14 protein-coding genes are annotated in these 13,033 nt (G+C 69.8%); 9 read left to right on the top strand and 5 right to left on the bottom strand.

Annotated elements, in window-relative coordinates; translation table 11 throughout:
* Positions 1-31 precede the first annotated feature (31 nt).
* Positions 32-1,126: a glycosyltransferase gene (locus tag Q9G87_RS12175; RefSeq protein ID WP_305916403.1), complete on the top strand. Its 1,095-nt coding sequence runs from the start codon at positions 32-34 to the stop codon at positions 1,124-1,126.
* Between the two features lie 24 nt (positions 1,127-1,150).
* On the opposite strand, the gene Q9G87_RS12170 is transcribed toward Q9G87_RS12175, so the two are convergent.
* From Q9G87_RS12170 to Q9G87_RS12160, 3 genes are all read right to left on the bottom strand, one after another.
* A complete protein-coding gene (locus Q9G87_RS12170; RefSeq protein ID WP_305916402.1) occupies positions 1,151-2,620 on the bottom strand; it encodes a DUF2079 domain-containing protein in 1,470 nt (489 codons plus the stop codon).
* 105 nt (positions 2,621-2,725) lie between these two features.
* Positions 2,726-3,103 (bottom strand): hypothetical protein, encoded by a 378-nt coding sequence (locus Q9G87_RS12165; RefSeq protein WP_305916401.1) that lies wholly within the window; start codon positions 3,101-3,103, stop codon positions 2,726-2,728.
* A 175-nt stretch (positions 3,104-3,278) separates the two neighbouring features.
* Complete coding sequence (locus Q9G87_RS12160; RefSeq protein ID WP_305916400.1) at positions 3,279-3,830, bottom strand: DUF1707 SHOCT-like domain-containing protein; 552 nt, start codon at positions 3,828-3,830, stop codon at positions 3,279-3,281.
* A gap of 181 nt (positions 3,831-4,011) precedes the next feature.
* On the opposite strand from Q9G87_RS12160, the gene Q9G87_RS12155 reads away from it, so the two are divergent.
* Complete coding sequence (locus tag Q9G87_RS12155; protein WP_305916399.1) at positions 4,012-4,932, top strand: anti-sigma factor RsbA family regulatory protein; 921 nt, start codon at positions 4,012-4,014, stop codon at positions 4,930-4,932.
* On the opposite strand, the gene Q9G87_RS12150 is transcribed toward Q9G87_RS12155, so the two are convergent.
* Both Q9G87_RS12150 and Q9G87_RS12145 read right to left on the bottom strand, forming a co-directional pair.
* Complete coding sequence (locus tag Q9G87_RS12150) at positions 4,929-5,903, bottom strand: aldo/keto reductase (protein ID WP_305916398.1); 975 nt, start codon at positions 5,901-5,903, stop codon at positions 4,929-4,931. The two genes, Q9G87_RS12155 and Q9G87_RS12150, sit on opposite strands and share 4 nt — an antisense overlap.
* A complete protein-coding gene (locus Q9G87_RS12145; protein WP_305916397.1) occupies positions 5,900-6,250 on the bottom strand; it encodes a MerR family transcriptional regulator in 351 nt (116 codons plus the stop codon). The genes Q9G87_RS12150 and Q9G87_RS12145 overlap by 4 nt, the downstream gene beginning before the upstream one ends.
* Before the next feature lie 213 nt (positions 6,251-6,463).
* Here Q9G87_RS12145 and Q9G87_RS12140 point away from each other — a divergent pair, with 213 nt between their 5' ends.
* The 7 genes from Q9G87_RS12140 (at position 6,464) to Q9G87_RS12110 (ending at position 13,033) form a co-directional block, all read left to right on the top strand.
* On the top strand, positions 6,464-7,084 hold the full coding sequence (locus Q9G87_RS12140) for a DUF998 domain-containing protein (protein WP_305916396.1): 621 nt from the start codon (positions 6,464-6,466) through the stop codon (positions 7,082-7,084).
* Positions 7,085-7,112: 28 nt separating this feature from the next.
* Complete coding sequence (locus tag Q9G87_RS12135) at positions 7,113-7,571, top strand: universal stress protein (RefSeq protein ID WP_305916395.1); 459 nt, start codon at positions 7,113-7,115, stop codon at positions 7,569-7,571.
* A gap of 91 nt (positions 7,572-7,662) precedes the next feature.
* Positions 7,663-8,985: an APC family permease gene (locus tag Q9G87_RS12130; protein WP_305916394.1), complete on the top strand. Its 1,323-nt coding sequence runs from the start codon at positions 7,663-7,665 to the stop codon at positions 8,983-8,985.
* 274 nt (positions 8,986-9,259) lie between these two features.
* On the top strand, positions 9,260-10,666 hold the full coding sequence (locus Q9G87_RS12125) for a methionine--tRNA ligase (RefSeq protein WP_305916393.1): 1,407 nt from the start codon (positions 9,260-9,262) through the stop codon (positions 10,664-10,666).
* 58 nt (positions 10,667-10,724) lie between these two features.
* A complete protein-coding gene (locus tag Q9G87_RS12120; protein WP_305916392.1) occupies positions 10,725-11,702 on the top strand; it encodes a phosphotriesterase family protein in 978 nt (325 codons plus the stop codon).
* Positions 11,703-11,743: 41 nt separating this feature from the next.
* Positions 11,744-12,130: an STAS domain-containing protein gene (locus Q9G87_RS12115; RefSeq protein ID WP_305916391.1), complete on the top strand. Its 387-nt coding sequence runs from the start codon at positions 11,744-11,746 to the stop codon at positions 12,128-12,130.
* Between the two features lie 9 nt (positions 12,131-12,139).
* Positions 12,140-13,033, top strand: a complete 894-nt coding sequence (locus Q9G87_RS12110; RefSeq protein WP_305916390.1) for a sigma-70 family RNA polymerase sigma factor — start codon at positions 12,140-12,142, stop codon at positions 13,031-13,033.

The following is a 13,033-nucleotide window of genomic DNA, read 5'->3' as shown; positions in this document are numbered from 1 at the left end:
GATTAGTCTGGGAGGGGTGCGGATCTTTCACGTGAGTGACTGTTACCTGCCGCGACTCGGGGGGATCGAGGTCCAGGTGGCCGATCTCGTACGCATGCAGCAGGCGGCCGGCCACGAGGTGGCGGTGGCCACGGCGACCAAGGGCGAGGCGCTGCCCGGCGTGCGCAGGATCGTGGCCAGGATGCCGTTCGACCTGCCGGTGCACCCGTTCGGCGTGGGGCATCTCACACGGTGGATCACCTCCTCGCGTCCCGACGTCGTGCACGTGCACACGGGGGCGGTCTCGCCGTTCGCCTGGATGGGCGTGCGGGCCGCGGCGCGGGCGGGGACGCCGTGCGTGGTGACCGTGCACAGCATGTGGGATCCGGCCACGCGCCTGATCTACCGGCTGCTGCGGCTGGTGTTCGGCTGGCAGCGCTGGGGCCTGGTGGCCACCACGGTCAGCAACGCCGCCGCGGCGCCCATCCGCGCGGTGGCCGGCCCCGGCGTGCCGGTGCGCGTCGTCTCCAACGGTCTCGACCTGTCCGGCTGGGCACCGCCCCCCGGCGCGCGGGAGCTCGCGGACCGGCGCGCGGAGGTGCACGTCGTGGCGGTGGGCCGGCTGGCGCCGCGCAAGCAACCCGTACGCCTCCTCAGGATCCTCCAGGCCGCGCGCGCCCGGGTGCCCGCCCGGATCCCCATGCGGGCCACGATCGTCGGCGACGGGCCCGCTCGCGGGCAGATGGAGCGTTTCCTGGCCAGGCACGGCATGGGCGACTGGGTGTCCCTGCCGGGCCGCTACACCAGGGAGCAGATCGCCAAGGTCCTGGAGTCGGCCGACGTCTTCGTGGCGCCTGCCCCGCGCGAGTCGTTCGGCATCGCGGCGCTGGAGGCCCGCGCGGCGGGAGTCCCGGTGGTGGCCAGGACACAGAGTGGGGTCGCCGACTTCGTCAAGGACGGCGTCGAGGGTCTGCTCGGGCGCACCCTCGGCGACCTGTCCCGCGCGGTGGCCCGGTTGTGCTCCGATGCCGGGCTACGCGAGTCCATCGCCGCGCACAACCGGGCCACGCCACCCGCGGCCGGCTCATGGCCGACGGTGCTGGAGGGCTTCGACCAGGCCTATCGGCAGGCGCGCGCCGCGCGTTAGGAATGGTCGAGCGCGTGTCGGCACTCAGCGGTGCAGGACCACGTACCCGTCGCGCTCGAAGACCTTCACGTACCCCTGTCCCTGCAGCTCGTTGACCTTGGCGAGCTGATCGTTGAGCGAGCCGAAGGGGAACTCCCAGCGGGACGTGTCGGCCACCACCCACGGCGCGCCGCGCGGGGTGGGCGACCACAGCAGGACGGTGGCGCGCGAGGTCAGCGCCGGGCCGATCGCGTTGACGGCCTCGACGGTGACGCCCGAGGGCACCTTGCTCACCGCCTCGGCGGCGGCGGCCGCCTTGGGATCGCCCTTGTAGAAGGCGGGATGGTAGAGCTGGTCGAAGGCGAACTTGGGGACCAGCGTGAGCGCGACCGCGCAGACCGCCGCGGACCACGCCAGCTTCAGCGCGGTGTCGTCGGAGCGTTCGTACCACCGCAGCAGCCTGGCCAGCCCGTCCACGCCCGCGCAGAACAGGATCACCACGGTGAACGCGCTGTATTGGAAGTCGGCCTGCCACCATTGGACGCGGTCGGACAACATCCGTTCGAGCACGTGCGGCAGCGCCGCCAGCGACAGCGGCGAGAGCAGGCACAACATCAGCGTCGGCCATGCGAGCAAGAACAGCGTGTCGACCTTGGCCTCCTCGCTGAAGGGCAGCAGCAGCGCGGCGAGCGGATCACGCATGATCCCCAGGGCCGCACCGGGAAGATCGCTCCCGAGGTGCCCGTAGGCCCAGAAGTCCTGGGCGTTGCCGCCGAAGACCGAGATCACCAGGCCGCGCACGAGCAGCATGGCCCCGATGCCGAACACCGCGCACAGCGCGCCCCGCCATCGTTCGCCCATGACGATCAGGCACAGCCCGAAGCCCGCCACCATGAGCCCCATGTCCTCTTTGACGAGGAGAAGCCCCACCATCGCCAGGAACGCCGGCAGCATGCGCCCGGCGTGGTAGCGCTCGATCATGATCGCGGTGAGCAGGGGCACGAACATGACCTCGTGCACGTCGAACGCGACCGCCTGCGACACCGGCCACGACAGCGCGTACGCCACGGAGACCAGATAAGCGGGCGCCATGCCCAGCACGCGCCTGGTGTAACGCCACAGGAACGGGATCGCGGCGGCGAACAGCACCGCCTGTGCCACGATCAGGGTCTCCGGCCCGTCGTGGATCCAGTAGAACGGCGCGAGCAGCGCGTAGATGGGGGAGAAGTGGTCGGCGAGCTGGAGATAGTCCATGCCGCGCCCGTGGAACATGCCGAGCACCGGGACGTGCGGAGGCCGGAAGGCGGCGTAGTTGCGCACCGTCTGGTCCATGATCACCAGGTCGAACGTGCTGGCCTTGAAGGACGCCAGCTTGACCAGCCCCAGCACGGCATAGGCCACCGCGGCGAGGAGCGCGATCGCGCCCACTCGCAGGCGGTGGCCGGAAAGCCGGATGGTCCTTGAGGCCGTGGCGGCGGCGGCCCCCGCGCGCGCCACGAGCGTGTCACCCGTCACGGGCGACAAGACTAGAACGAATCCACATGAATGTGGCCGCCTAGAAGCGCGGCCGCCGCGCCGACCTGCCCCCCACAGGCGGAGCGGCGACCGCGGGCCCCATGATCAGGAGCAGGCTGCGGTGATCTTGCTCGTGAAGCCGTTCACCTTGCCGCCGAACTCGGTGATGCTGCTCGGGTCGCCGCCCTTGATGGACGCGAACCCGTCAGAGAGGTCGTTCAGCGCGGCGGCGACCTCGCCGTCGTACTTACCGGCCAACTCCTTGGTCTTGTCGGCGGCGGTCTTCGAGGCCGTCTCCACGGCGCCCGCGTCGGTGGCGTTCTTGGTGACCGTGCTGCTCCACTCGGTGGCGATCTTGCTGGCCTCGGTGGCGGCGGTGTTGCAGTCCACGGCCTGGCCCAGAGCGCCGCAGCCCGTCACGGTGAGGACGGCAAGGGTCAGCGTCGCGGCCGCGACGGCCAGACGACGGCGAGGGGGAGTCATTTTCCAGTGCCCTTCGTAGGTTTAGCGAACGAAGGGAACATTATGGGCCCGCACTTAATCCCCACTTGCACCTCAGTAACACCATCGGTATCAAGCCGATGTAAAGCCATGGAGGAGGATCCGGACGATTTCCCCCGTTTCGGGCAGGGGGAGGCTGCGCTGTCCCCGTGTTCCGTCAGTGGGCGAACCAGCGCTTCCGCGGATAACGCACGACGAGCCCGCCGTACTTCGACCTGCCGGTGACCACCACGTAGAGGGAGCCGGGGCGCGGGCGGCTCGGCACGGCGCTCTTCGGGTAGCCGTAGTCGCTGCGGAACGCGTCCACGCTCGCCACCCCGCCCTCGGGCAGGATGATCTTCGCGGATCCGTAGGTGAGGTCCAGCTCGACGTCCACGACCGGATGGGCGATGACCGCCTCGGAGAAGTCGAGTTCGACGCTGCCGTACTTGGACGACACCCGAAGCCGCCGCGGCACCGCCCAGTCACCCGAGCGTTTGAGGTTGCCGTTCTTGGACTCCAGGTCGATCACGTCGTCGACCTGCGACTGCTCGTCCGGAAGATCGGTGATCAGGCCCAGCAGGTCGCCATACGTCCGCGCGGTCAGGGCAACCTCGAGCCGGTCCTCGAGCTCCAGCTGGGTAAGACGGCCCTCGGTGAACGCCTGTTGCAAGCGGCGTGTCGTGCGCTCACGGTCGTCGTCGGAGACCCGCATCTGCAATTCCGACATGTCCTGAGCATAGATTCACCACGTTCAGAACGGGAGCATACGGCCGGAAGGGGTGCGCAGATCGAGGGGAGGCAGCCGGCGTGGAGGACGGGGACGGCGGATGACCTGGGCTCTCTTCACGTCGCATGACCTACCCAACGGACTGCCATGAAGTCATCATCGTTGGGTAGCGTGAACGCTGATGCCGGCCGAACCATTCTCACACCCAGCGCTCTTCTATCGGAGCGACCGGGAGTATGTGGCTGCGACCACGGCTTTCGTGCGGGAAGGGCTGGCGGCGGGCGAGCCGGTCGCGGTCGCGGTCCCTGGCCGGAATCTGGCCATGATCGAGGCCGAGCTGGGCCCGGAAGCCAGTGCCGTCGAGCTGCTCGACATGACCGTGGCCGGACGCAATCCGGGGCGGATCATCCCGGCGGTGCTGCGTGACTTCGCCGACCGGCACCGCGACCGGCACGTGCGGATCATCGGCGAGCCGATCTGGCCGGGGCGCAGCGAGACGGAATATCCCGCCTGCGCCCAGCACGAGGCGCTGATCAACCTGTCGTTCGCGGGCCGCGACCTGACGATCCTGTGCCCGTACGACACCGTGGGCCTGGACCCGGAGGTCATCCGCGAAGCCGCCCGCACCCATCCCGTGCTGCGGGACGTCTCGGGCGAGTGGCGCAGCGACGACTACGCCCCCGATCTGGTGGTCGAGGGGCACAACCGGCCGCTGGAGGAGCCGAAGGAGTGCCGGTCGCTGCGGTTCGACCGCACCAACCTGTCGGCCGCACGTGCCCTGGCCGCGGGGCAGGCCGCCATGATGGGCTTCACCGGCGACCGGCTCGACGACATCCGGCTGGCCGCGGCCGAGCTGGGCGCCAACAGCCTCGACCACGGCGGCGGCGCCGGCACGATCAGGGTCTGGGCGGCGGAGGGCCGGCTGGTGTGCGAGGTCAGCGACGCGGGACACATCACCGACCCGCTGGCCGGGCGCAGGCCGGTCGATCCGCGTCACTCGGGCTCGCGCGGCCTGCTCATCGTCAACCTGCTCAGCGATCTCGTACGCGTGCACACCCGGGCCGGCGCGACCACCGTCCGCGCCTACTTCGACGTGCCTTAACGCTCGACCTCCGCCATGCTCGGATACCGCGTGCCGCGTACGGCGTCCGCGGGCACGGCCGCGGCGAGCTCGCCGAGCTGCTCCGGCGTCAGCGTGATGCCGGCCGCCGCCGCGTTCTCCTCCAGATACTTCAGCCGCTTGGTGCCCGGGATCGGCACAATGTCCTCGCCCTGGGCCAGCAGCCAGGCCAGCGAGAGCTGCGCCGCGGTGACGCCGGCCGCCTCGGCGATCCTCGTCACCTCAGCCACGAGCTTGGCGTTGTGCTCGGCGTTCTCGCCCACGTTGCGCGGCATGTGGCGCCGGTAGTCGTCCGCGGGCAGCTCTTCCGAGCGCGGCAGCGTGCCGGTCAGCAGGCCGCGGCTGATCGGCGAGTACGCCACCAGCGCCGTCCCCACCTCCCTGGCCGCGGGCAGGATCTCCGCCTCCAGACCCCTGGTGAACAGGGAGTATTCGCTCTGCAGCGCGGCGATCGGGTGGACGGAGGCCGCCTTGCGCAGCGTCTCGGCGCTCACCTCCGACAGGCCCAGGTGCTTCACCTTGCCCTGCTGCACCAGCTCGGCCATGGCGCCGATCGCGTCCTCGACCGGCACGTCGGGGTTGCGGCGATGCATGTAGTAGAGGTCGATGTGGTCCACGCCCAGCCGCCGCAGCGAGGCGTCGCAGGCGGCTCTGATGTACTCCGGGCTGTTCTCGATCGAACGGCTGTCGCCCTCGCGCTTGACACCGAACTTGGTGGCCAGCACCACCTCGTCCCGGCGGCCCTTGATCGCCCGGCCGACCAGCTCCTCGTTGGCTCCCCTGCCGTACATGTCGGCCGTGTCCAGGAAATTGATGCCCAAGTCCAGCGCACGGTGGATGACGGCCATCGACTCCGCCTCGTCGGCCTGACCGTAGAACTCGGACATGCCCATGCAACCGAGGCCGAGCGCGGAGACCTGAGGACCGCCTGTTCCAAGCGTTCGGGTATTCATGCCAGCTCCTTATAGAGGTCGATCTTGTAGTCCAGCACCTTCAGGTCCTGGGTGAGCTCGGCGATCCTGGTCCTCACGCGCTCCCGATGGAGCTCCAGCATCTCCCTGCGCTCCTCGGCGGTGTGCGCGCCCATACGGCGCAGCTCCGCGTACCGGCACATGTCGGCGATCGGCATGCCGGTGGTGCGCAGCTTGGTGAGGAACTCCAGCCACTGGAGGTCCTCCTCCGCGTAGTCGCGGTGGCCGCTGCCGTTGCGGCCGACGGAGTGGATGAGCCCGATACGCTCGTAATAGCGCAGCGTGTGAGCGCTCAGGCCTGACCGCTGCGCGGCCTCCTGGATCGTCATGTCTCCAGGGTCACCCTTCGAGCGCGCTCTAAGTCAAATCGGGGAGGCCCTCGGCACCTACCCTGAGGGGGCAGGCCCTACTCAGGGTCACGTCCGCACAGGTCAGCGAGCCCGGCCCAAGGGTGCCCCGACCTAAGTATTAGGGGATGCTTCAGGGCCGCTTCGGGCCGATCTCCGATACTCGGGAATGCCGTGTTCCACGAGCTTTGAGGCATGAAGGGATTGCTCGTCAGTGGATTCACGGCCATCGGCATCGGGACCGGCGCCATGCTCACCCTCCACGCGGAGGCCGGCCTCGACCCGTTGCACAGCGTCATCAGCGAGTACGCCTTCCAGGAGTCCGGCTGGCTCCTGCCCGCCTCGCTGACCCTGTTCGCCGTGGGCTCGGCGCTGATCGCGGAGGCGATGCGCCGCACGGGTGTGAACCGCTGGATCGTGGGCCTGCTGCTGGCCTGGGGCGCGAGCATGTTCCTGATCGGCGCGTTCCCCACCGACCCGCCAGGACTGCCGCTGTCCCTGTCTGGAGGCATTCACAGGTACGCCGCCTTCGCCGCCTTCCTGATGATGCCCGTGGCCGGGCTGCTGCTGGTCAAGTCCAGGATCCGGTACGCCAAGGCGATGAAGGTCCTCTGCGCGCTGGCGCTCGGGGCGCTGGTGCTGGTCGTGATCCCGTACGTGGTGCGCATGTTCGGCATCCCGCTCACCAACGACGACATCCCGGCCGGGCTGACCCAGCGGGCCGTGGTCGTGACCGAGCTCGGCGTGCTGGCGCTGGCCGGGCTGTCGATGCTGCGGCATTCGCTCGTGGGACGGCCGGTCGTCCGCCAGGCGTGAAACCCGCCCCCGGGGAAGGGGGCCTCCTATGACGATTTTGATTGCGTACGACGGCTCCGACGATGCCAAGGCGGCGATCGCCTTCGCGGGCCAGATCCTGAAGGGGGAGTCCGCTGTCGTGCTGACGGTGTGGGAGCGGCTGGCGACGACCTCGGCCAGGACGTCGGCCGGGCTCATGACGTCCATCGACGGTGACAACGCCGCGGACGAGGCGATCGGCGAGGCAATGCGTGAGCTGGCCCGGCACGGCGCCGACCTGGCCCGGCAGGCCGGGCTGGACGCCGTCCCGCGGTGCGAGGCGGACTCGGTGGTCGTGTGGGCGACGATCGTGGACGTGGCGGACGAGATCGACGCCACGCTCATCGTGACCGGGACGCGAGGGCTGGGCGGGGTGCGCTCGCTGCTGCTCGGCAGCACGTCCGACCGCGTCCTGCACCACACACACCGGCCGGTCCTGGTTGTGCCCGCCCCGCGTACGGGCGACTGACCCCGGCCCGGCGCGTAGCGTCCCCGGTTCGGATCGTCGGTGGGATGCGGCAGAGTGGGTGCCTGCTCGATAGGCAGAGGAGGCAGGGACGTTGCCCGAGGAGCTGGCGCGGCGACTGGGCACCACGGACGCGGTGGTCGTGGGGTTGAGCGCGATGATCGGCGCGGGCGTGTTCGCCGCCTTCGCGCCTGCCGCCGCGGCCGCGGGCTCTTGGCTGCTCGTCTCGCTGGCGCTCGCCGCCGTTGTGGCCTACTGCAACGCCACCTCCTCCGCCCGTCTGGCCGCGCGTTATCCCGAGTCGGGCGGCACCTACGTCTACGGCCGGCGGCGGCTCGGCCCGCTGTGGGGTTACCTGGCGGGCTGGGGTTTCACCGTGGGCAAGACCGCCTCCTGTGCGGCGATGGCCCTCACCTTCGGCGCCTACGTCGCCCCCGATCTGGCCAGGCCTCTCGCCATCGGCGCCGTCGTGGCGCTGACCGCGCTCAACCTGTATGGCGTGCAGCGTTCGGCCGGGGTGGCCAGGGTGATCGTGGCCTTCGTGCTGGCCGTGCTGACAGCCGTGATCGTCGTGGGCCTGGTGGGCGACTCGAGGGTCACCTTCGGCTGGTTCGCCTACGTACCGGAGCCCGGGCCCACGTTCATCCTTAACGACCTTGACAGCACGCGGGAAATGACGGCGGTCTATCGGTCGGGCTTCCCGCCGGACGGCTTCGACCTGTGGGGCGTGCTGCAAGGCGGCGGGCTGCTGTTCTTCGCGTTCGCCGGATACGCCAGGATCGCCACGCTCGGCGAGGAGGTCCGCGACCCGGCCCGCACCATCCCCAGGGCCGTCGGCATCGCACTGGCCATCACGCTCGTCGTCTACGCCCTGGTCGCGGTCGGCGCGCTACGGGTGCTCGGGCCCATGCTGCTGTCAGGGTCCGTGGCGCCGCTGTCCGACCTCGTCAAGGAGGGCGGGGCCGGGTGGCTGGCCCCCGTCGTGGGGGCGGGCGCCGCGGTGGCCGCGCTCGGCGCGCTGCTGGCGCTGCTGCTGGGCGTCTCCCGCACCATGCTGGCCATGGCACGCGAGCGGGACCTGCCGGGCGTGCTGGCCGCCGTGGACCCGGTGCGGCAGGTGCCGCGGCGGGCCGAGTTGGCGGTCGGGGTCGCGGTGATCGTGCTGCTGCTGGTGGCCGACCTGCGGGGCGCGATTGGGTTCTCCTCGTTCGGCGTGCTCGTCTACTACGCCATCGCCAACGCGTGCGCCTTCACCCTGACCCGGGAGGAGGGCGCGCCGCCGAAGGCGGTGCCCGTCCTGGGATTAGGTTTGTGCTTGGTGCTGGCGGCCACCCTGCCGGCAGCGTCCGTGCTGGCAGGGCTGGCGGTGTTCGCGGTGGGCCTGGCAGTGTGGCTGGCCCGGCACCGCCGCCGCTGACACATTCGCCGGCCCAGCGCCCGCCCACGGTGTGCTGCCCACGGTGTGCTGCCCACGCCGCGCCGTGCCAGGAGCGGCCGGGGCGCGGACAGGTGGGTGAGCGCCATCGGAGCCGGGTTATCGGCTGGCTGGTGCGGCGTCGTGGCGGTTAGCATGGGGGCATGACGATCTCGCTGGTGATGATGGCCCCCTAGGGGGTTCATCGGCGACGTCTTGTTGAGGCCCTGCGATCCGGGGCCTCACGTCGTGTCCGGGGCCCTTCGGGAGGCATCCGATGTACATCACGACGACCATCCCCTACGTCAATGCCCGCCCGCACCTCGGGCACGCGCTGGAACTCGTCCAGGGTGACGTGCTGGCCAGGCACCATCGGCGGCGCGGCGAACCCGTGCGCTTCCAGACCGGCACCGACGACAACTCGCTGAAGAACGTGCTGGCCGCGGAGGCGGAAGGCGTGCCGGTGCGAGAGTTGGTGGACAGGAACGCGGCCGCGTTCGAGGGGCTACGCGGTCCGCTGGACCTGTCCTTCGACTCCTTCATCAGGACAAGTAGTCATCCGGGGCACAGTGCCGGGGTTGAGCGGATCTGGCGAGCCGTCGAGCACGACCTCTACCAGCGGCACTACGAAGGGCTCTACTGCGTGGGCTGCGAGCAGTTCTACGCCGAAGGACCCTGCCCCGAGGGACACCGGGAGCTGCTGCAGCGGGTGTCGGAGGAGAACTGGTTCTTCCGGCTCTCCCGCTACCAGGACGCCCTGAGCGAGCTGATCCGCGGCGGGCGGCTCAGGATCGAGCCGATCGCGCGGCGAAACGAGGTGCTGGCATTCGTCGAGGCGGGGCTGTCGGACATCAGCGTCTCGCGATCGGCCGCCCGCGCCCGCGGCTGGGGCATCCCCGTCCCGGGCGATCCGGCCCAGGTCGTCTACGTGTGGTGGGACGCGCTCGCCAACTACATCACCGCGCTGGACGGCGACGGCGACTACGAGCGGTGGTGGGTCGCCGAGCCGCGCAAGGTGCACCTGATGGGGAAGGGCGTGATCAGGTTCCACGCCGTGTACTGGCCCGCGATGTTGTTGTCCGCCGGGCTGCCGCTGCCCACGGAGATCTTCGTGCACGACTACCTGACGGTGGCCGGGCAGAAGATCAGCAAGTCGTCGGGCGGCGCGGTCGATCCCGTGGCGCTCGTGGACACGTACGGCGTGGACGCCGTGCGGTGGTGGCTGCTGCGCGAGGTGCCACGCGTGGGCGACGCCGACTTCACCGAGGAACGCCTGATCGCCAGGGCCGACGAAGACCTCGCCAACGGGCTGGGGAACCTGGTCAGCCGGGTCGCCACCATGGTCTGCCGCTTCCTGGACGGCCACGTGCCCGAGCCCGCTGAAGACCTGGCCGACGTGACCGGCACTGTGAACCAGGCGCTCGAGTACTACGACTTCCGGCGCGCGGCCGCGGCCGTGTGGACGATCGTCGAGGAGGCCAACCGGTACGTCGAGCGCACCCGGCCCTGGCAGCAGGACCGGGCCGGGCAGGAGGCGTCGCTGGGCACGCTCGTGCACGCGTGCCGGGCGCTGGCCGTACACCTGGAGCCGTTCCTGCCCACGGCGGCGGCGCGGGTGGCCGCGGCGGTGAGCGGAGCGCGCCTGGTCCGGCCCAAGCCTCTTTACCCCAGAGTCGCCGGTTGACGGCGGTCGTGGGGAAGCCTAGGTTGGCGCCCACCGACCAGCCGGTATGGAGGCTTTCATGCCCACCGTCAACACCGTCCGCGGCCCGGTAGACGTCGACGACCTCGGCCAGACCCTGATGCACGAGCACATCTTCTTCATGGCCACCGAGCACCTGGACAACTACGGCAGGGGCGCCTGGTGGGACGAGGAACACCGGGTCGAGGACGCGATCACCAAGCTCAACGCCGTGGTGGCGAAGGGCGTGCGCACGCTCGTCGACCCGACGGTGTGGGGCCTCGGCAGGTACATCCCGCGCATCCAGCGCATCGCGGAGCAGGTGCCGGGGCTGCACATCATCGTCGCGACCGGCATCTACTCCTTCGAGGAACTGCCGCACCAGTACGAGTTCCGCGGCCCCGGCCTGCTCATGGATATGCCCGAGCCGATGGTCGACGACTTCGTCCGCGACCTCACCGACGGCATCGCCGGCACCGGGGTGAAAGCGGCGTTCCTCAAATGCGTGGTCGAGGCGAAAGGCCTGACCCCGGGCGTCGAGCGCATAGCCCGGGCGGTCGCGCAGGCCCATGTCCGCACCGGCGCGCCGATCACCGTTCACACCAACTCCTTCACCCAGAGCGGGCTGATCGCGCTGGACCTGTTCGCCAAGGAAGGAGTGGACCTGACGAAGGTGGTCGTCGGGCACGCGGGCGACAGCAACGACCTCGACTACCTCATGCGGCTGGCCGACACCGGCGCGACGCTCGGGATGGACAGGTTCGGCCTGGACGTCTACAACCCGACCGCGCAGCGCGTGGCCACGATCGCGGCGTTGTGCGAGCGTGGGTACGCCGACCGCATGGTGCTCAGCCACGACGCCGCCTGCTTCATGGACTACTTCGGCGGCGCCTGGGACGAGGCCCACAGCACGCTCGCGCCCAACTGGCGCTACGATCACATTCACGACGACGTCTTGGCCGCACTGCTGGACTCGGGTGTGACCGACGACCAGATTGAGCAGATGCTGGTGTTCAACCCGAAGCGCTACTTCTCGTAAAGTGGGTGGATCGGGTGAGCGACGCAGGTAGGTGGAGCTGGGTGACTTCGGAGCAGGCCTTGTCGATCAGCCTCGGACTCCAGGGACCCTGCGTCATCGCGCGACTGACGGGGGATTTCGACTTCGGCTCCGCGGCGGAGGTCCGTGACCGCGTCACCCAGGCCCTCGACCTGACCCAACCCCCGCTTCTCGTCATCGACATGCAGGCCGTCAGCGTGTGCGACTCCTCCGGGCTGTCCGTGCTGGTCTACCTGCACAAGGCCGTCACCGCCTCCGGCGGCCGGCTGCTGTTGTCCGGGCTCAACGGCCGGTGCAAGCACCTGTTCGCGATCACCGCGCTGGACAAGTTCTTCGACATCCGCAGCACAGCCGAGCTGGCCATTGCCGAACTCAACGAAGCCGGGAATTCGCCGCCGTTTACCGGGTAGTTCCCGGGCATGTCGGCCGAAGAGCCCGACCTGCTCGGCACGTACCTGGAGCAGATCGGAAAGACCCCCTTGCTCTCCGCCGCGGACGAAGTCGACCTCGCCCGGCGGATCGAGGCAGGCCTGTACGCGGGCCATCTGATCGAGCGCGGCGCCGGTACGCCGGAGCTCGAACTCGTTGCCCTCGATGGGCAACGCGCCAAGGACCTGCTGATCAGGTCCAACCTCCGGCTGGTGGTGGCCACCGCCAGGCGTTACGCCTTCCGGGGGCTGCCGCTGCTCGACGTCATCCAGGAGGGCAATCTCGGACTGATCAGGGCTGTGGAGAAGTTCGACTACCGGCGGGGATACAAGTTCTCCACGTACGGGATGTGGTGGATCCGCCAGGCCATCGAGCGCGGCATCCACGACAAGAGCCGTACCGTCCGCCTGCCGGTGCATGTGGCGGAGGAGCTGTCGCGACTGATCAGGGTCACCCGGCAGCTGGCCTCGGAGCTGGGCAGGGAGCCGACCGACGCCGAGCTCGCCGAGGCGGCCGAGCGCTCGCCGGAGCAGGTCGCCTCGTTACGTGTGCTCGGGCAAGAGATGGTCAGCCTCGACATCCCGGTGGGCGAGAACGGGGAGGGCCGGATCGGGGACATGATCGCCGACGAGAACGGGCTGCAGGTGCAGGAGGCGACCGAGCGCCGCGCGATGAGCGACGAACTCCACCAGGTGGTCACCATGCTGCCGCCACGCGAGGCGTTCGTCATCAGGCTCAGGTACGGTCTCAGCGGTCAGCAGGTCCAGACGTACACCGAGATCGGCGAGCAACTGGGCCTGACCAGGGAACGGATCCGCCAGCTGGAGAAGCAGGCGCTGAAACGGCTCAGGCAGGGAGGGCCGCTGCTGTCGTGGGCCTCATAA

Source organism: Nonomuraea turcica, assembly GCF_030718205.1.
GTDB lineage: Bacteria > Actinomycetota > Actinomycetes > Streptosporangiales > Streptosporangiaceae > Nonomuraea.
The sequence above is the reverse complement of the archived record's forward strand: the minus strand, read 5'-3'. Positions and strand labels throughout refer to the sequence as shown.

Coding starts and splice junctions, on each gene's coding strand:
- Q9G87_RS12165 (WP_305916401.1), bottom strand. CDS start 3,103: ATGACTCCCCCTCGCCGTCGTCTGGCCGTCGCGGCCGCGACGCTGACC.
- Q9G87_RS12160 (WP_305916400.1), bottom strand. CDS start 3,830: ATGTCGGAATTGCAGATGCGGGTCTCCGACGACGACCGTGAGCGCACG.
- Q9G87_RS12155 (WP_305916399.1), top strand. CDS start 4,012: ATGCCGGCCGAACCATTCTCACACCCAGCGCTCTTCTATCGGAGCGAC.
- Q9G87_RS12150 (WP_305916398.1), bottom strand. CDS start 5,903: ATGAATACCCGAACGCTTGGAACAGGCGGTCCTCAGGTCTCCGCGCTC.
- Q9G87_RS12145 (WP_305916397.1), bottom strand. CDS start 6,250: ATGACGATCCAGGAGGCCGCGCAGCGGTCAGGCCTGAGCGCTCACACG.
- Q9G87_RS12140 (WP_305916396.1), top strand. CDS start 6,464: ATGAAGGGATTGCTCGTCAGTGGATTCACGGCCATCGGCATCGGGACC.
- Q9G87_RS12135 (WP_305916395.1), top strand. CDS start 7,113: ATGACGATTTTGATTGCGTACGACGGCTCCGACGATGCCAAGGCGGCG.
- Q9G87_RS12125 (WP_305916393.1), top strand. CDS start 9,260: ATGTACATCACGACGACCATCCCCTACGTCAATGCCCGCCCGCACCTC.
- Q9G87_RS12120 (WP_305916392.1), top strand. CDS start 10,725: ATGCCCACCGTCAACACCGTCCGCGGCCCGGTAGACGTCGACGACCTC.
- Q9G87_RS12110 (WP_305916390.1), top strand. CDS start 12,140: ATGTCGGCCGAAGAGCCCGACCTGCTCGGCACGTACCTGGAGCAGATC.